Source organism: Sphingomonas sp. PvP018 (genome assembly GCF_017876865.1).
GTDB lineage: Bacteria > Pseudomonadota > Alphaproteobacteria > Sphingomonadales > Sphingomonadaceae > Sphingomonas > Sphingomonas aerolata.
In genome coordinates, this window is record NZ_JAGIOU010000001.1 from 1,297,426 (window position 1) to 1,314,814 (window position 17,389).

Here is a 17,389-nt window from a genome sequence, read left to right on the forward strand (position 1 = left end):
CGCCCATCATGGACGGCGCTGCGACGCGATGAGCCGCCCGATCGCCTCGGGGGGCAGTATCGCCGCCGCGACACCCGACGACACGACTGCGCCCGGCATGCCCCAGACAACCGACGTCGTCTGATCCTGAGCGACCACGCTGCCGCCGGCGTCGTGGACCTGTCGGGCCCCCTCCGCACCGTCGCGGCCCATGCCGCTCAGCATGATAGCCAGCGCGCGCGCGCCAAAGACTTGGGCGACCGATTCCAGCATCGGATCGACCGAGGGCAGGCAACCGCTGCCGACGACGCCCTGCCTGAGGCGGATCGCGGCACCGCCATCGCTCAGCCGTACGCAGGTCATGTGGGCGTCGCCGGGGGCGATGAACAGGCGGCCGGGGCGGATCCGCAGGCGGTCGGTCGCGACGTCGCACGGCCGGCCGGACAGGACCGTGAGTTGTGCCGCGAAATACGGCATGAACGACGCGGGCAAATGTTGCGTGATCAGGATCGGCAGCTGGAACGTGGAGGGCAACTCACGCAGCAACTGGCTCAGCGCGTGGATCCCGCCGGTCGATGCACCGATCGCGACGATGTCATAGGCGTCGCCGGCCGCGACGGAACGGCCCTGATCCGCAGCACCCCGGCCGCACAGCGGCTCAACCGCGGCCGTGACGTTGCGCGCGCTTCTCAGTCCCGACGCGCGGGTAGGCACGATCGCGGCCGGGGCTTCGCACAGGCGTTCGAGCTTTTCGACAAGTGCGGTTGCAAAGCGGCCAGACATGCCGCTGGCGCCCGGCTTCACCAGCGTTTCCGCCGCCCCCAGCGCGAGCGCCTGGACCGCTGCCGCACCGCCCTCATCGGCGGAGGAGGAGACGATCAGGATCTTGGCACCCTGCCCCGCGGCGATGAGGTCCGGCAGCGCGGTCAGCCCATCGACCCCCGGCATTTCGATATCGAGCAGGATGAAATCGACCTCGGCGGAGCGCAGGAACTCAAGTGCGGCTCCCGCATTGGCGACCGCGCCGACGACGGTGAACTGCGCGCTCGCGTCGATCAGCCGCGCCATCACCGCGCGGGCGACCACCGAATCATCGACGATCAGGACACGCGCGACGGCGGACAATGGCGACCGGGGCAGCGGCGGAAGGGGCAGCGAGGCGGCCACGGCGTCGTAAGACCCGCTCAGGCCATGCCGACGATTTGCAACTTCGATGCGAGGGTTTCGCGATCGAACGGCTTCATGACATATTCGTCGGCGCCAGCCTCGATCGCCGCGCGGATATAGGCCATGCCGTTCTCGGTCGTGCAGAAGACGACCTTGGGACGCTGCGTGATATCGCTGTCGCGCAGCGCTCGCAGGAAATCCATGCCGCTCATGACGGGCATGTTCCAGTCGAGCAGGATCACGTCCGGAACCGACTCCAGACAGCATTGGAGCGCCTCCTGGCCGTCACATGCCTCGCGAACGGTAAAATCAAGCGTTTCGAGGATGTGACGCGCGACCTTGCGGATCACCTTCGAATCATCAACGACAAGACAGGTCTTCATGGAAAGCCTTCCGGGGTGATCATGGCGCCCGCCTTAGCCGGCAAAGCGTAAGCACCGGGTTAAGCGTGCGCGCGTTGGCCGCCGTTTAGGCGACGAGCGCGGGCAAGGACGACGGCACCACCGCGGCCAAGTCGAGCACCAACATCGGCTCGCCATCGCGATCGACCAGTCCCGACGCCGCCGCCGCCCAGCCGTGGTTGAGCGCCAGCCCCGACGACAGCGGCAGCCGCTCGAACGGTGCGACATCCTCGAGCGAGTCGACCAGGATCGCATAGTCATGCCCGTCGACCTGCGTGATGACCGCGCGCCTGGCGGTTTCGGGCGTCGGCGCGAGGCCCAGTGCAGTGCCGGTATCGATCACCGTCACGACCCGACTGCGAAGCGCGGTCAGCCCGCGGATCGCCGCCTCCGCCTGCGGCACAGCGACGACATCACCGATATCGACGACCGAACCGACCTGTTCTGCCGGAATCGCGACGCCGCGTCCGGCAATATGCGCGATCAGAAACAATTCCATCAGCGCGCTCCCCCACTCGTCACGGCGCGAATATATGGAGCTGAATCGTCCTGCGCCGCGCCGGCCTGCGCCGCGACCCGCCGCGCGAGTTCCTCGATCAGCGCCGGACGGTCATAGCGATAGATGCTGTGGTCCTGCGCACCCGCGCCCTCCCGATTGCGGCGCAGCGTGACGATCGGGGCGGCAACCGCCTCGACCGGTCCATCCTCCATCGCCAGCGCGACCGCAGGCGTCTCGCCCGCGGCAAGGCGTGTCACACACCGATAGCCCGACGCCTCGAGCGCGGGTTTGAGGAACGTCTCCATCCACCCGCTGCTGTCGCTCTGCAACAGGCAGACCGGGCGCGAGGCGCGCCGGACCGGCTCGCCCGCGAACAACGCGTGCGGATCGATCAGCTCGACCTGCTCACCGCCGATGATCACGACGCCCGCGATCGGCCCGCCGCCATTAGCCGGCGCCATTTCGGGCGGCAATTCGACGATCTCGATCGCCTCCGCGATCGCATAGGCCATCTCGCTGTCGCCATCGGTCAGACGGAGTACGGCGACCTCTTCCCGGTCGCCGATCGTGCCCACCGAATGCAACGGCACGATCGCCCCGCCGATCGCGAGACGCAGCGCGCCCGCCGTAAAGCTGATCGCCGACGTCGCCACCGGTTCGACCCGGTCGATCACCGCCAGCGCGATCACGCGGCGCTTGCCGTCCAGATCGTCGAACAGCAGCGCCTGTACGCCGGCAACGCTGTCCGCCGCCGCCTCGTCGTGCGCGACCGCGAGGGCGGAAAACCGCAGCCCTGCGACATGCGCGATCCCCGCTCCGTCGAGCAGCAGCATCGGCAGGCCACTGTCGGGCAGCGTCTGGCCGGCATAGACGCCGGTCGCCATCACGTGCGGCGAGGCAGGTTTGACGACCAGTTCCTCCGCGTCGAGCACATCGTCGACGCCGAGCGCATAATCGCCTTCGCGGGTCGACACGATCACGAGCGTGCCCGGGTCATGGTCGCCCAGCCCGAACAGCGCGGCCAGCGAGACCAGCGGCATCCGCCGTCCCCGGACCGCGACGGCAGATGCATCTCCGATCGTGTCGATCCGCACCTGCGTTCCACGTACCCTGACGATCTCCTCGATCGACTGCCGCGCCAGCGCGAAACGCTGCGTCCCCACGCTGACGATGATCGTCGACAGGATCGATAGCGTCAGCGGCACGTGAATGACGATCCGCAACCCGCGGCCGGGCATGTTGCACAGTGCGATGCGTCCGCCGATATGCTCGATATTGGCGCGCACGACATCCATGCCGACGCCGCGTCCCGAGACTGTCGTGACCGTGTCGCGGCTCGACAGTCCCGCTTCGAATACGAGATCGAGCTTTGCGTCCTCATCCATCGCGCCGATCTGCGCTTCGGTACGCACGGCCTGGTCCTTGGCCTTGCTGACGATCCGCGCAACGTCGATGCCACGTCCGTCGTCGCTGATCTCGACGAGGATCTGGTTGCCCGACTGGCGTGCGGACACGACGAGTCGCCCCGCCGCGGGCTTGCCCGCGGCCAGACGGTCGGCCGGCGACTCGATCCCGTGATCGACGGCGTTGCGGATGATATGTGCCAGCGGATCGCGGATCAGCTCGATCAGTTCGCGGTCGAGCTCGACGTCAGAGCCCTCGATCACCAGGTTGACCGCCTTGCCCAGTTCCGCGCTGGTATCGCGGACCATGCGCGGCAGCGCCGAGAACAGCGCATCGATCTTCTGCATCCGGGTCCGCGTCACCGTGTCGCGCATGTCGGCGACGGTCAGCGAGAGCCGTTCGAGCGCAGCATCGACATGCGGATCGCTGACGTTATCTCGCAATCGCCGCGCCAGTTCGTTGCGCGCGAGCACCATGTCGGACATGCCGCTCATCATCCGGTCGAGCAGATCGACGTTCAGACGGACACTGCGGCTGCTGGCCCGCACGGTTGCGACATGTACGGGCACGGCCGCCGGCGTGGCGTCCTCCGCCAGCGCCGTGATCAGCAGTTCCTCGCTTGCATCATCCAGCGCCGCGCCGGCATCGATCGCTTCGACGATCTCGCCGATCCGGTCGACGATTGCGAGCACGGCATTCACCAGCGCGGTGTCGGGCACGCGCTTGTTGTCCCGAACCGCCGCAAGCACGTCTTCAGCGGCGTGGCTCAGCCGGGCCAGCCGGGGGATGTCGAGAAACCCACAGCTGCCCTTCACCGTGTGAACGAAGCGGAAGATTGCGTCGAGCCGCGCGCGATCCGTCGGCGCCGCCTCCCAGGCGACAATCTCGCCCGACAGTGCCTCCAGCGTCTCGCGCGTCTCGGCTATGAATTCCTGTAGAAGATCGTCCATGCGGGCCCCGGAACGCGTGCGTCGGCCCGTCATGACGAACAGGGGTTAAGGCCGCGTTAGGATCGCTCCTCCCTCGCCGCACCACAGTATCCAGCCATGTTATCGCGCGTTGAACACCGCACCGAAGATCATGACGCCATCGGACGGTTCGAAGATCTGCATGCTGCCCCCGCTCTCGGCGACGAGCGTGTGCACCATATAGGCGGCGGCCGCGCGCGGCGTTACCGCCGTATCGCCAGGACCGTCGACCAGCGTCCGACGAATTTCGGGGTCCAGGACGAGCCGCGGCCCCTCGACCTTCACGACCACCTCAAGATGGCCGGCATTGTCCTCGCCGCCAATCTCCATCCGGCCGCCACGCACCAGCGATTCGCTGCCGATCAACACCAAATTGAGCAGGACCTTGATCGCCGCCTTGGGCATCGTTTCCTCGTCCACGAGCCAAGCGAGCTCGATCCGCTTGTTCTCGGCGATCAGCCCTTCGATCGCGGACTTGGCCTCGCGGGTTGCGACCTCCTCGCCAAATCCTCCCGCAGCACCGAAGGCCAAGCGAAAGAATTTCAGCTTGCTCGCCGATGCGCGTGCGCTGTCTGCCAGCAGCTCCATGCACCGCGCACGCATTGCCGGATCGGTTTCGTCTGCCAGCAGTTCGAGCCCGTTGTTGAGCGCGCCGACCGGCGACAGCAGGTCGTGACACAAACGCGAACACAACAGGCTGGCAAAATCGACCGGGCTGACAGTCATGAATATCCTCTCGAAAACATGTGCCGTTCTGACCTCGCCACGATTGGCTGGCAAGCGGCAAGGTGCATCGTTGGCGCTTCGCGCTTTATGCTCCGCGGATCACGTCAAATCAGCACAATGGCAACCTCGGCAAATGCACCGGGGGCGTGAGACCGCCAAGCGCGAGCTTGCCTGCCGCCGATGATCAGCCAGATCGCTCCGTCGCCCATCGCCTGCGCGGCGTCGCGCGGCGACGGCACGGGGTTGCCCGTGGGATGCGAGTGGTAATGACCGATGACCGCTGGGCCGCCGTGGCGCGCGCGACGATGCGCGGCCAGCAGCGCTGCAGGATCGATTTCGAAGCTGTGGGCGGGATGGTCCGCGACATTCTCGCAAGGCTCTGCCGTCGCGATGGCACCCGGCGTACCGAACAGCAGTCCGCAAACCTCCTTCGCCGGCGATGCCGCCGCCCGTGCAAGGATCCGATCGAGGACGCCGCTTGAAATCGTAACGCTCATCGCCACATCGCTACCGCATGGACCGGGGGGTTGCCACGATTGAAGCGAGAATCGCCGCGGCGGCCGATGGATGGCGTCTCGACCGGGCGCTCGCGGATGCCGTCCCGACGATGTCGCGCGAACGTCTGAAGACGTTGATCGCCGCTGGCGCGGTATCGCAGGCAGGTCAGCCCTGGCGTGATTCGTCGAAAAAAGCGTCAGCCGGTCAGACCTTCGCGATCGCCGTCCCCCCGCCGACGCCGCTGCATAACGAGGCGCAGGACATCCCGCTCGTCATCGCCTATGAAGACGAACATCTGATCGTCGTTGACAAGCAGGCGGGTCTGGTCGTGCATCCTGCAGCAGGCAATTTCGACGGCACGCTCGTCAACGCGCTGCTTCACCATTGCGCAGGCAATCTGTCGGGGATCGGTGGGGTCGCGCGTCCGGGCATCGTCCACCGGATCGACAAGGATACCTCCGGGTTGATGATCGCCGCGAAGAGCGACCGCGCGCATGAGGGACTGGCCAAGCAGTTCCACGATCACAGCATCGATCGCCGCTACCGCGCGATCGTCGGCGGGATCCCGCGCCCTTCCTCAGGAACCGTCGATGCCCCGCTGGCGCGCAGTCCGCAAAACCGGAAGAAGATCGCGATCGTTCAGGGCGGCAAACGCGCCGTCACGCACTTCACGACGCTGCAACCGCTTCGCGATGCCGCGCTGGTCGAGTGCCGGCTCGAAACGGGTCGCACGCATCAGGTGCGCGTCCACATGGCCTCGATCGGGCACGCCTTGCTCGGCGACCCGGTCTACGGTAGAAACCGGCCCGGTCAGAAGACGCTGCTCGAAACGCTTGGTTTCCGCCGTCAGGCCTTGCACGCCGCGTATCTCGGGTTCATCCATCCTATAAATAGTAACGCTTTGGCGTTCGAAAGCAGGATGCCTGCGGACATGCAGGAACTGTTCAGCGAGCTTCACGTATAGATATCGAACCCTGCCGCAGTGCGGTATGGTTTCGCAGAAAGGGAAGACTACCATGGCAGCCCGCTCCAACGTTCCAGCGACGATACCTGCGCTCGGCAGCGAGGCGGGTCTCAACCGCTATCTCGCTGAGATCAAGAAATTCCCTATCCTGCAACCTGAGCAGGAATATATGCTCGCCAAGCGGTTCCAGGAGCATGGCGACACCGATGCTGCGGCGCAGCTGGTGACGTCGCATCTCCGTCTCGTGGCCAAGATCGCCATGGGCTATCGTGGTTACGGCCTGCCCACCTCCGAGCTGATTTCGGAAGGCAATATCGGCCTGATGCAGGGCGTGAAGAAATTCGAGCCCGAGCGTGGCTTCCGCCTCGCGACTTATGCGATGTGGTGGATCCGCGCGTCGATCCAGGAATATATCCTGCGCAGCTGGTCGCTCGTGAAGATGGGCACCACTGCAGCGCAGAAAAAGCTGTTCTTCAATCTGCGCCGGATGAAGAGCCGCCTCGACGCGTTCGAGGACGGTGATCTGCGCCCCGAGCACGTGACGAAGATCGCCACCGATCTCGGTGTCGCCGAGACAGACGTCGTCAGCATGAACCGCCGCATGGCGATGGGCGGTGACACCTCGCTCAACGTGCCGATGCGCGAGGACGGCGAAGGCCAGTGGCAGGATTGGCTGCAGGACGACGCACCGCTCCAGGACAAGATCGTCGCCGACGCACAGGAGGCCGATGTCCGTCACTCGATGCTGGTTTCCGCGATGGACGACCTGAATGATCGCGAGCAGCATATCCTCACCGAACGCCGCCTGACCGACGATCCCAAGACGCTCGAGGAATTGTCGCAGGTCTACGGCGTATCGCGCGAGCGGGTCCGCCAGATCGAAGTTCGCGCGTTCGAGAAGCTGCAAAAGGCTATGATGCGCATCGCTGGCGAAAAGCGCCTGCTCGCCGCCTGACGCCGTGCGCACCGTCGTCATTGGCGGCGGTGCGGCCGGTATTGCGGCGGCGAGGACGCTCCGTGACGCCGCGCACGATGTGCTGCTGGTCGAGGCGAGCGACCGCCTTGGTGGTCGGGCGCATAGTCTTTCGATAGACGCGTTATTGAGCCGCGAGGGCGGTAAGGCAGAGGCGAATCCTTTTCCTGCGGGGTCTAATGTCGATGCCGGTTGCGGGTGGCTCCACTCTGCGCAGCGCAACCCATGGACCGCGATTGCGGAGCTTTCGGGTCTCAGCGTCGACCGGTCGGACGCGAACTGGCGCACGCAATGGCGTAACCTCAGTTTTTCACCCGAAGAGCAGGCGTCTTCGTCTACCGCCTTTCAGGAATGGAACGCCCGCGCATTGGCGGCAGTCGACGGTCCCGACCGCCCGCTGTCCGACTTTGTCGACGCTCACGATGAATGGCGGCCGAGGATCGAGGCAATCTCAGGCTATGCGAATGGCGCCAGCCTGTCGCAGGTGTCGCTCCATGACTGGGCCGCGTATGAAAATGCGGCGTCGGACGATAATTGGACCGTGAAGCAAGGCTATGGCACGCTGGTCGCCAGCCACGCTGTCGGTGTGCCGATCCGCCTCACTACGCCGGTCACCCGTATCGACCATGGCGGTCAGCGGATCAGGCTCGACACGCCGTCCGGGACTATCGACGCGGATCATGTCATCGTCTGCGTGCCCACCACCGTGCTTGCCCGATCGCAGATCAGGTTCGACCCGCCCTTGCCTGACAAGCATGCCGCCGCCGCCGACCTCCCGCTCGGATTGGCCGACAAGGTGTTCCTGCATGTCGATCGACCGGAATGGCCAGCGAATGCGCATCTCGTCGGTAACCCCTATGCCGCCTGCACCGCCAGCCACCGCCTGTCGCCGTTCGGCTGGCCGATCATCGAGAGTTTCTTCGGCGGCGACTGCGCGGAGATGCTGGAGGATGGCGACGCCGCGGCGTTCGCGATCGACGAACTCGTCGCCCTGCTCGGCAGCGACTGGCGCCGCCGCTTCACGCCGCTTGTCGCAACCCGCTGGCGCCAAGAACCTTGGATCGGTGGCAGCTATAGCCATGCGCGGATTGGGTGCGCGGGCCAGCGCGCGATACTCGCCGCGCCGGTCGACGGCCGGATCTTCTTCGCCGGCGAAGCCTGCCACCGCGAGGATTTCTCCACCGCCCACGGCGCATATGAAACCGGCGTCGCGGCGGCGCGGGCGATCATTGGCGGGGGCGCGGCGATCGCATAAGGAGCGGCGATGGGCCTTATCCGCATCCTCGCCAAATTCGCGTTCGTCTTCGTCGTCGTGACGGTCGCCTGGGTCGGCCTGTACCGGTTCGTCCCGCCGCCCTTCACGTTCACGATGATGGGCGACCTGCTGTCCGGGCATACGGTGACGAAGGACTGGATGCCGTTGTCGGAGATGGATCCCGACATGGCGCGCGCCGCGATTGCGGGCGAGGATTCGGGGTTCTGTTCGCACAGCGGCTTCGACTTCAAGGCGATCGCCGGGGCTGCGGCGCGCAATGCGCAGGGCGGACGGATCCGTGGCGGGTCGACGATCAGCCAGCAGACGGCGAAGAACGCGTTCCTGTTCCAGGGCGGCGGCTATGTCCGCAAGGCGTTCGAGGCGTATTTCACCGTGCTGATCGAGACGCTGTGGCCGAAGCGGCGGATCATGGAGGTGTATCTCAACATCGCCGAGACCGGGATCGGCACCTATGGCGCCAATGCCGGGGCGATCCGGTATTTCAACCATGATGCGTCGCGGCTGTCGGCGACCGAGGCGGGGCGGATCGCGGCGGTGTTGCCGCTGCCCAAGAAGCGGGCGGCGATCGCGCCGCGCGGTTTCGTCCGCCGCCACGGCAACACGCTGTCGCGCCGCGTCTCGACGGTCCGCACCCAGGGGCTCGACGGCTGCCTCCGCTAGGGGCCGGCAGCCGCCGCACCCGGCAGATCAGAACGGCAGCTTGAAGCCCGGCGGGAGCTGCAGGCCGCTGGTCATCTTGGACATTTCGGTACCCGAGACCGCATCGGCCTTGGCGCGGGCATCGTTGAAGGCGGCGGTCAGCAGATCCTCGAGCATCTGCTTCTCGCCGACCTGCATCAGCGAATCGTCGATCGCGATGCCGATGATCCGGCCCTTGGCGGACGCCTTGACCTTGACCAGCCCGCCGCCCGACGCGCCCTCGACCTCGATCGTGTCGAGATTGGCCTGCGCCTTTTCGAGCTCGGTCTGGACGTTCTGCGCCATGGCGAGGATTTCGTCGATATTCTTCATGCGTTGCTCCTTTGACCCGGCCACGATTCAAGCTTGGCGTCGGGAAACGCTGCCACCGCGGCCTTCATGATGGGGGATTCGAGAATGGCCTGCTTCACCGCCTCGTCGGCGGCGTCCTGCGCCTCGCGCAGCGTCGGTTCGCCCGGCGCGTCGACGATCGACACCTTCCAGGCAGTCCGCGTGACCGACTTCAGCAGCGTGCCGAGTTCGGCCAGGGTGTCGGCCGAGACCGGCCGGCTGCCGCTGAGCGAGAATTCGGGCGGCGCATAGGAGACGATCCGCGCACCGTGTCGCAGCCGCGCGGCGATCGCCAGCCCGCCCGAGTCGTCGAGCAGATCGACCAGAGCCGCGAAGGTCGGCGGCAGGATCGGTCCGGTGTCGACGGGTGCCGGCGCGGCGGGCGCCCCCGCCCCGGCCCAGGGCGGCGCCTCGCCGGAGGATGCGGGAGCAGGAGGAGGCGCCTGTGTCGACGCGGCGGCGGGCGCAGCGGGTGCCGGACTGCCGGCGAGCTGCCGCGCGAGTTCACCGGGATCGGGCAGCGTCGACGCGTAGATCGTCCGCAGCAGCGCCATTTCCGCCGCCTCGATCGGCAGGACTGCCTTGGCGACCTCGTCATGGCCCTTGAGGAACAGCTGCCAGAGGCGGTGCAGCGCGGGGTAGGACAGGTTGGCGGCCCACTCCTCGCGCGCGGCGCGCTCCTCCGCGGGCTGTGCGGCGTCGGCCGGCGTCCCGACCTTGGTCAGCGTGATGCCGTGAACGGTTTCGAGCAGCGACCGGAGCACCGACAGCGGATCGACGCCATAGTCATATTGCCGCCGCAACGAGGCGAGCGCCCCCGCCCCGTCGCCCGCCAGGATCAGGGCGAGCAGGTCGCGCACCGCGCCGCGATCGGACAGGCCGAGCATCTGCCGCACCGCGTCCGCGGTGACGCCGCCGCCTTCGAGCCCGGCATGCGCGATCGCCTGGTCGAGAATCGACAGGCCGTCGCGCGCGGACCCTTCGGCGGCGCGCGCGATCAGCATCAGCGCCTCGGGCTCGGCGACGACGCCTTCCTCGGTCGACACCCAGGCGAAGTGCCTGGCAAGCTGTTCGGCGGAGATGCGGCGCAGGTCGAAGCGCTGGCAGCGCGACAGGACCGTCACCGGCACCTTGTTCACTTCGGTCGTCGCGAACAGGAACTTTACATGCGCGGGCGGTTCCTCCAGCGTCTTCAGCAGCGCGTTGAACGCGTTCTTCGACAGCATGTGGACTTCGTCGATGATGTAGATCTTGAAGCGCGCGGTGACCGCCGAATAGCGCGAGGCGTCGATGATCTCGCGGACGTCGTCGACACCGGTATGGCTCGCGGCGTCCATCTCGATCACGTCGATATGGCGGCCCTCCGCGATCGCGCGGCAGGGTTCGCAGACGCCGCACGGGTCGATCGTCGGACCGCCCTGCCCGTCCGGACCGATGCAGTTGAGTGCCTTGGCGATCAGGCGCGCGGTCGACGTCTTGCCGACCCCGCGCACCCCGGTCATCAGGAACGCATGCGCCAGCCTGTCGCGCTTGATCGCGTTGCCGAGCGTCTGGACCATCGCGTCCTGCCCGATCAGCTCGGAAAAGGTCTGCGGACGATATTTGCGCGCGAGCACGCGGTACGCGACATCCGCCTTAGCAGCCGGCTGCGGCGGTTCGCCCAGGTCGAAGGAATCTGACATTGCGGTCGTCATAGCGGCTGTCGCGTCCGGTGTCGAAGGGCATGGCCGGGACCGCGAATGTTGCGAATGTTGAGACGATAGCGCGATTCAACATTGGGTGTCGGGTCGACACTGAGCCTCGCCGCGGTGCAGCCCGAGGTCGGGGTGCGGCCGTTCGGGACGGCGTGTCGGGGGCCGGAACTGGGAGCGATCTGGGCCATGGTGCGGCGTACCACAAACGCGGGCAGGTTTACAGCGAAATGGAACGTTTCGGGAACGTCTTTGTGGAAGCTGTTTGGAATCAGGGGCTTGGTAGGGAGGTAAGCGCGCCACGGCTGAGCCGTGTCGTCAGACGGCGCTTCGCGCCGCTGGCCGCGCGAACATTTGCCTGCAAATGTTTGCGGTGGGAGCCGGGACGACCCGGGGCGAAATCGTTGTGGCTGCTTCCTTCCGGATCTGACCAAGTTGGCGACGACCCCGTCCGCCCGACTCCCGCTGCGCATATGGCGGGGTCGGACGGGATGATCAAGCCGCTTTACGGCCTGACCCAGGGAAGGCCCGTTCTTAGCGGTTGACGCGGACCGTGCGGCAGACGCGCTGGCGATGATGGTTGCGGACCACGTTGCGGCAGACCTGACGCGTGCGCGTACGATGACGGACGCCGGGGCGGTTGTCGTTGTGACGGACGACGGTCCGCTCATGGACGACGGTGCGCTGCGCGGATGCCTCGGCGGCGAAGCCGACGGGCGCGAGGCCGGTGAGCGCAACGAGACCGGCGGCGGCGAGGGTAAACAACTTCATGGAAAGTCTCCCGAGCGGTCTGGATTCGCGTGAATCCCATAACCTATGTTAGCAAACTCGCGCCACCTCATTACGGTTCCGTATCAACGACGGAAACAGCGGCGAACCGGGCCGTAATAGCCGCGCTGGATGCGGCACACGACGCGCGAGCGGCCATAGCCACGCGGCCCGCCATAGCCGTAATGCGCGCGATAGCCGCCGTGGTGCCCGCGATAGCCGCCGCGATATCCATCCCGGTACCCGCCCCGGTAGCCGCCCCGGTAACCGCCATCCCGATAGCCGTCATAGCGATGGCGGGGGCCATGCCAGCCGCGGTCATGATGCCCGCCGCCGCGCGGCCCGTCCCAGCCGTAACGCTGTGCGTCCGCGGGGGCCGCTGCGACCAGGGTACCGGCGGCCAGGGCGCCGGCGGCGAAGAAAGCGATGATCCTCATGAGAGCTACTCCACTCGAGCCCCGGACAGCGGGGCTGTATCAATGCCCCGTATACTGGGGCGGTGGAGGCTTGATCGCCGAACCGCCGTGGCTCGACGCTGAACCGGCCGTTGTCATTCTGTAAGGTTCGTCCGGACGGTCAGCCGGGGATGCGCACCGTCAGTCCGTTGAGCGCCTCGGTCAGGCGGATCTGGCAGGCGAGCCGGCTCGTCCGGGTCGCGTCGGGGGCGAGATCGAGCATGTCCTCCTCGTCCGCGCTCGCCGGCGGCAACCGGGCGACGTCGGCGGCGTCGACGATGACATGGCAGGTCGCGCAGGCAAGCTGGCCCTCGCACGTGCCCTCGAGCGGCTGGCCGTCCGCCTGGGCGGCGTCGAGCAGCCGGTCGCCGGGGGTGGCGGCGACGCTGCGCATGCTGCCGTCGCGGGCGATGAAGTGGACGATCATGGGAAGCGGACGATCATGGCCATTGCCCTTCCGCCGCGGCCGCGATCGCGTCGATCGCGGCGGCGAGCTCTGTTTCGGTGGTGTAGCGGCCGAAGCCGAGGCGGATGCTCGACCGGGCCTGGGTCTCGCTCAGGCCGATCGCGCGCAGGACGTGGCTCGACCGCCCCGACCCGCTCGCACAGGCGGACCCTGCGGAAAAGGCGATGTCGCGCAGGTCGGACATCAGCCGGTTCACGTCGAGCCCCTCGCGGCGGATGTTGAGATTGCCGTGATAGCGCGGGTCGGTGGCGCCGTTGATCATCCAGCCGGGGCCGAGCCGGTCGCGGGCGAGCGACCAGAGGCGGTCGACATGCGCGGCGTCCTGGTCCTTGCGGTCGGCCATCAGCTGCGCGGCGACGCCGAAGCCGGCGCATAGTGCGGGCGACAGCGTGCCCGAACGGCCGGGTGCCTCCTGCCCGCCGCCGTGCAGCAGCGGGGCGAGCGTGACGCCGTCGCGGATCCACAGCGCACCGATGCCCTTGGGGCCGTGGATCTTGTGCGCGGAGATCGCGATCAGGTCGACGGTGTCGGGGATCGCTACGCGGCCATAGCCTTGCACCGCGTCGCACAGCAGCAGCGCGCCGGCGGCGTGCGCGGCCTCGGCAAGCGCGGCGATCGGCTGGATCACGCCGATCTCGTTGTTGACGAGCATCGTGGCGACGAGGCCGGGGTGAGTTGGGATGCCGTCGACGATGCCGTCCGCGCCGACCGGCAGGATCGTCACGTCGCGCCCCTGCGCTGTTTCCGCCGCCGCGGTGTCGAGCACGGCGGCGTGTTCGGTGGCGAGCGTCGTGATGGGCCCGGATGTGCCCTTGATCGCCCAGTTCAGCGCCTCGGTCGCGCCGCTGGTGAAGGCGACGCGACCGCCGGGGGGAAGCAGCGCCGCGACCTGATCGCGCGCGAATTCGACGGCGGCCTTCGCGCGGCGGCCTTCGCGGTGGGGCGAATGCGGGTTGGCGTGCTGCGATTCGAGCCAGGGGAGCATCGCGGCGAGCGCCTCGGGCGCGAGCGGGGTGGTCGCCTGATAGTCGAGATAGCTCATGCCGCCGCCCTGATGTCGCGGGCGATGCGCGTCCAGGCCTCGGCGAAGCGCGCGACGTCGTCGGCAGTGGTGGTCCAGCCGAAGCTGACGCGAACGACCTGTGCGGCGGCGTCGGCGGGATAGCCCATTGCGGCGAGGACGTGGCTCGGCCGCATGCTGCCCGACGAACAGGCGCTGCCCGCCGAGACCGCGAACCCGGCCATGTCGAGGCGGATCAGCTGCGCCGCCGCGCCGACGCCGGGCATCCGGTAGGAGGCGATGGTCGGGATGCGGGGGCTGGCCTGCGCGACGATCTCGCCGCCGTTTGCGAGGATCGCGGCGTCGAGTTCGGCGCGCAGCTCGGCCAGCGGCGCGAACCAGTCGCGCGGGGCCTCGAGTGCGGCGGCGAAGCCGAGCGCGCCGGGGAGATTCTCGGTCCCGCCGCGATAGCCGCGCTCCTGCCCGCCGGTCGGATCGAGCAGGCCGAGGTCGCGGACGAGCAGCGCGCCGATCCCGGGCGGACCGCCGAGCTTGTGCGCGGAGACGATGATGAGGTCGGCGTCGGGGAGCGGGAGCTTGCCGGCGGTCTGCGCGCAGTCGGCGATGCGCGGGCTGGCGGTTGCGGGCTGGAGGACGCCGGTTTCGCTGTTGGCGGACTGGAGGGCGGTCCAGTCCCGCCCCTCGGTCCTGACGAGACCGCCCGCATCGACATCGAGCATGACCGGGCGGTCCGCCGCGCGCAGGACCGCGTCATGCTCGACCGCGGCGACGCCGATGCCCGGCCGGCCGCGCAGCGCGAGGCTTGCGGATTCGCTCGCGCCGCTGGTCAGGATCACGTGGTGCGGCCAGTCGAGCGCCTGCGCGACCCGCCGCCGCGCATCCTCCAGCGCGGCCCGTGCCGCGCGTCCCTCGGCATGCGGCGAGGACGGGTTTGCCCAGCGCGCCATGCCCTCCATCACCGCCGCGACGGCCTCCGGACGCATCGGCGTGGTGGCGGCGTGATCGAGGTAGATGCGGGGTTCGTTACGGGACAGGGTCGGTTCCAATTGCGAAAAGGGGTGCATTACCTATATAGCGCGCATCGTCCGGCACTCCACCCGAGTGCGTATCCCAGCTCGCGAGTGCCCATGCCAGAAGTCATTTTTCCCGGTCCCGAAGGCCGTCTCGAAGGTCGTTTTGCGCCGGGTCCGCGCCCGCGCGCGCCCGTTGCGATGATCCTCCACCCGCACCCGTCGGCGGGCGGCACGATGAACAACGCGATCGTGCAGCAGCTCTACAAGACCTTCCAGCGGCGCGGCTTTGCGACGCTGCGGTTCAACTTCCGCGGGGTCGGCAAGAGCCAGGGCGTGTTCGACAACGGCGTCGGCGAGCTTTCCGATGCGGCGAGCGCGCTCGACTGGGTGCAGAGCTTCCATCCCGAGGCGCAGACGACGTGGATCGCGGGCGTCAGCTTCGGTGCGTGGATCGGCATGCAGCTGCTGATGCGCCGGCCGGAGATCCGCGGCTTCATCTCGATCGCGCCGCCGGCCAATCTGTACGACTTCACCTTCCTCGCCCCCTGCCCGTCGAGCGGGATCATCATCCAGGGCGAGGGCGACGAGGTCGCGACGCCGGGGGCGACGCAGAAGCTGGTCGACAAGCTGCGCACGCAGAAGCACATCACGATCCATCACGACACGATCCCGAAGGCGAACCACTTCTTCGAGCACGAGATGCCCGAGCTGATGGGGTCGGTGGACAAGTATCTCGACATGCGGCTGGATCCTAACAGCCCCATTCGGTGATCCTCTGCCCTTCTCCCCTCGGGGGAGAAGGTGGCGCGTTAGCGCCGGATGAGGGCACGTTGGGGGAGCGTTGCGCTTCACGACGTGCCCTCACCCTCCCGCCGCTGCGCGGCGGGCCCCTCCCTCTCCCCGGGGGGAGAGGGGTTAGAGGGTCCAGATTGCTACGTTGGCTAGCAGGACTGCGGCCATCACGAGCATGAGTATGCCTTTGCGGCGGTCGTGGTTCTTCACGATCAGCGTGATGCCGCCGATCAGGCAGGCGAACATGCCGAGCATGGCGATGGCGGGCGCGGCGGCGGCGATGCCGGTCAGTGCGGCGGTCATGCTGCGAGCACCGCGGCATAGGCGGCGCGGTCGACATTGCCGCCTGACAGGATGACGAGCAGCCCGGGTTCGGGATGCACCTTGCCCGCCAGCAGCGCCGCGAGCGCGACCGCGCCGCCGGGTTCGATCACCAGCCGCAGCCGCTCCGCCGCCCAGCGCTGCGCCGCCGCGGTCTCCGCTTCGCTGACCGCGACGCCGGTCGCATCGCGGCGCGACAGGACGTCGAAGGTCAGCGGCGACACGCGCTGCGTCTGGAGCGAATCGCACGCGGTCGGCGGCGGGTTCGGCCCGACCGGCTCGATCCACGACGCTTCGAGGGACCGCCGCATGTCGTCCCACCCCTCGGGCTCGACCACCGTGATCGCCGCGTCCTTGACCGCGAGCGCGACCCCCGCCGCAAGCCCGCCGCCGCCGCACGGGACGACGATGCGGCTGGGCGACCCCAGGCCGAGCGCCGCCATCTGGGCATGCGCCTCGATCCCCGCGCTGCCCTGCCCCTCGATGATCCACGGGTCGTCGAAGCTGGGCACCAAAGTCGCGCCGCGCGCCTTGGCCAGCCGTGCGGCGATCGCCTCGCGGCTTTCGGTCGCGCGGTCATAGGCGACGACCTCCGCGCCGAGTGCCAGCGTCGCATCGCGCTTCGTACGCGGGGCGTCCGACGGCATGACGATCGTCGCGGCGATGCCGAGTCGCCGCGCCGCCCACGCCACGCCCTGCGCGTGATTGCCCGACGAGAAGGCGACGACGCCGCGCGAGCGGGTGGCCTCGGGAATCGCGGTCAGCCGGTGCCAGGCGCCGCGAATCTTGAATGCGCCGACCGGCTGCAGCGATTCCGCCTTGAACGCGACCGCTATCCCCCGGATTTCGGCCACGAACAGCGGCGTCGGCGGCAGGATGCGCGCGATCTTCTCTGCCGCGTCACGGACCCCGGCCCGTGTCGGCTGTCGCAAAATCGTCACACGTCGTCTCCTGTGGTGCAGATGCTATTTACATGGG

20 protein-coding genes and 1 other RNA gene are annotated in these 17,389 nt (G+C 67.9%); 5 read left to right on the forward strand and 16 right to left on the reverse strand.

Features of this window, described 5'->3' with window-relative positions:
• Positions 1–6: 6 nt before the first annotated feature.
• The 6 genes from cheB to J3A66_RS05450 form a co-directional block, all read right to left on the reverse strand.
• On the reverse strand, positions 7–1,146 hold the full coding sequence (gene cheB, locus J3A66_RS05425) for a chemotaxis-specific protein-glutamate methyltransferase CheB (protein WP_348633996.1): 1,140 nt from the start codon (positions 1,144–1,146) through the stop codon (positions 7–9).
• Positions 1,147–1,163: 17 nt separating this feature from the next.
• Entirely contained in the window at positions 1,164–1,529 is a 366-nt protein-coding gene (locus tag J3A66_RS05430; protein WP_031396352.1) for a response regulator, read from the reverse strand.
• 85 nt (positions 1,530–1,614) lie between these two features.
• Entirely contained in the window at positions 1,615–2,046 is a 432-nt protein-coding gene (locus tag J3A66_RS05435; protein WP_031396353.1) for a chemotaxis protein CheW, read from the reverse strand.
• Positions 2,046–4,400 (reverse strand): chemotaxis protein CheW, encoded by a 2,355-nt coding sequence (locus J3A66_RS05440; protein ID WP_209567652.1) that lies wholly within the window; start codon positions 4,398–4,400, stop codon positions 2,046–2,048. Before J3A66_RS05440 ends, J3A66_RS05435 begins: the two co-directional genes overlap by 1 nt.
• A 99-nt stretch (positions 4,401–4,499) precedes the next feature.
• Positions 4,500–5,144, reverse strand: a complete 645-nt coding sequence (locus tag J3A66_RS05445) for a histidine phosphotransferase family protein (protein WP_037528527.1) — start codon at positions 5,142–5,144, stop codon at positions 4,500–4,502.
• A gap of 104 nt (positions 5,145–5,248) precedes the next feature.
• Positions 5,249–5,641 carry a M67 family metallopeptidase gene (locus tag J3A66_RS05450; RefSeq protein ID WP_209567654.1) on the reverse strand — a complete coding sequence of 131 codons (393 nt, stop codon included), beginning with the start codon at positions 5,639–5,641 and terminating at the stop codon, positions 5,249–5,251.
• 17 nt (positions 5,642–5,658) lie between these two features.
• Here J3A66_RS05450 and J3A66_RS05455 point away from each other — a divergent pair, with 17 nt between their 5' ends.
• Genes J3A66_RS05455 through mtgA form a run of 4 tightly spaced genes read left to right on the forward strand, consistent with a single transcriptional unit; the run spans position 5,659 to position 9,515 of the window.
• A complete protein-coding gene (locus J3A66_RS05455) occupies positions 5,659–6,606 on the forward strand; it encodes an RluA family pseudouridine synthase (protein WP_031396357.1) in 948 nt (315 codons plus the stop codon).
• Positions 6,607–6,658: 52 nt separating this feature from the next.
• Positions 6,659–7,561, forward strand: coding sequence for an RNA polymerase sigma factor RpoH (gene rpoH, locus J3A66_RS05460; RefSeq protein ID WP_031396358.1), 903 nt, complete (start codon positions 6,659–6,661; stop codon positions 7,559–7,561).
• 4 nt (positions 7,562–7,565) lie between these two features.
• Positions 7,566–8,834: an NAD(P)/FAD-dependent oxidoreductase gene (locus J3A66_RS05465; RefSeq protein WP_209567656.1), complete on the forward strand. Its 1,269-nt coding sequence runs from the start codon at positions 7,566–7,568 to the stop codon at positions 8,832–8,834.
• A gap of 9 nt (positions 8,835–8,843) precedes the next feature.
• Positions 8,844–9,515, forward strand: a complete 672-nt coding sequence (mtgA, locus tag J3A66_RS05470; RefSeq protein WP_107045134.1) for a monofunctional biosynthetic peptidoglycan transglycosylase — start codon at positions 8,844–8,846, stop codon at positions 9,513–9,515.
• 27 nt (positions 9,516–9,542) lie between these two features.
• Here the strand turns inward: mtgA and J3A66_RS05475 are convergent, their stop codons facing one another.
• From J3A66_RS05475 to J3A66_RS05510, 8 genes are all read right to left on the reverse strand, one after another.
• Positions 9,543–9,866 carry a YbaB/EbfC family nucleoid-associated protein gene (locus tag J3A66_RS05475; protein ID WP_031395321.1) on the reverse strand — a complete coding sequence of 108 codons (324 nt, stop codon included), beginning with the start codon at positions 9,864–9,866 and terminating at the stop codon, positions 9,543–9,545.
• On the reverse strand, positions 9,863–11,566 hold the full coding sequence (locus J3A66_RS05480) for a DNA polymerase III subunit gamma/tau (protein WP_209567659.1): 1,704 nt from the start codon (positions 11,564–11,566) through the stop codon (positions 9,863–9,865). The genes J3A66_RS05475 and J3A66_RS05480 overlap by 4 nt, the downstream gene beginning before the upstream one ends.
• A 379-nt stretch (positions 11,567–11,945) precedes the next feature.
• An RNA gene (gene ffs / locus J3A66_RS05485) (signal recognition particle sRNA small type) lies at positions 11,946–12,041 on the reverse strand.
• Between the two features lie 68 nt (positions 12,042–12,109).
• The gene (locus tag J3A66_RS05490; RefSeq protein WP_031441523.1) at positions 12,110–12,346 is read right to left on the reverse strand and encodes a hypothetical protein; all 237 of its coding nucleotides are present in this window, start codon (positions 12,344–12,346) and stop codon (positions 12,110–12,112) included.
• A gap of 83 nt (positions 12,347–12,429) precedes the next feature.
• A complete protein-coding gene (locus J3A66_RS05495; RefSeq protein WP_052380984.1) occupies positions 12,430–12,780 on the reverse strand; it encodes a hypothetical protein in 351 nt (116 codons plus the stop codon).
• 139 nt (positions 12,781–12,919) lie between these two features.
• Positions 12,920–13,225 (reverse strand): 2Fe-2S iron-sulfur cluster-binding protein, encoded by a 306-nt coding sequence (locus J3A66_RS05500; RefSeq protein WP_209567661.1) that lies wholly within the window; start codon positions 13,223–13,225, stop codon positions 12,920–12,922.
• Between the two features lie 13 nt (positions 13,226–13,238).
• Positions 13,239–14,306, reverse strand: a complete 1,068-nt coding sequence (locus J3A66_RS05505) for a cysteine desulfurase family protein (protein WP_209567663.1) — start codon at positions 14,304–14,306, stop codon at positions 13,239–13,241.
• Positions 14,303–15,349: an aminotransferase class V-fold PLP-dependent enzyme gene (locus tag J3A66_RS05510; RefSeq protein ID WP_209567664.1), complete on the reverse strand. Its 1,047-nt coding sequence runs from the start codon at positions 15,347–15,349 to the stop codon at positions 14,303–14,305. The genes J3A66_RS05505 and J3A66_RS05510 overlap by 4 nt, the downstream gene beginning before the upstream one ends.
• Positions 15,350–15,412: 63 nt before the next feature.
• Between J3A66_RS05510 and J3A66_RS05515 the strand changes: the two genes are divergently transcribed.
• Positions 15,413–16,069: an alpha/beta hydrolase gene (locus tag J3A66_RS05515; protein ID WP_031395613.1), complete on the forward strand. Its 657-nt coding sequence runs from the start codon at positions 15,413–15,415 to the stop codon at positions 16,067–16,069.
• Between the two features lie 144 nt (positions 16,070–16,213).
• On the opposite strand, the gene J3A66_RS05520 is transcribed toward J3A66_RS05515, so the two are convergent.
• Together J3A66_RS05520 and J3A66_RS05525 are read right to left on the reverse strand one after the other, a co-directional pair.
• On the reverse strand, positions 16,214–16,393 hold the full coding sequence (locus J3A66_RS05520; RefSeq protein WP_183935309.1) for a hypothetical protein: 180 nt from the start codon (positions 16,391–16,393) through the stop codon (positions 16,214–16,216).
• A complete protein-coding gene (locus tag J3A66_RS05525) occupies positions 16,390–17,352 on the reverse strand; it encodes a threonine/serine dehydratase (protein WP_209567666.1) in 963 nt (320 codons plus the stop codon). Before J3A66_RS05525 ends, J3A66_RS05520 begins: the two co-directional genes overlap by 4 nt.
• Positions 17,353–17,389: the final 37 nt, after the last annotated feature.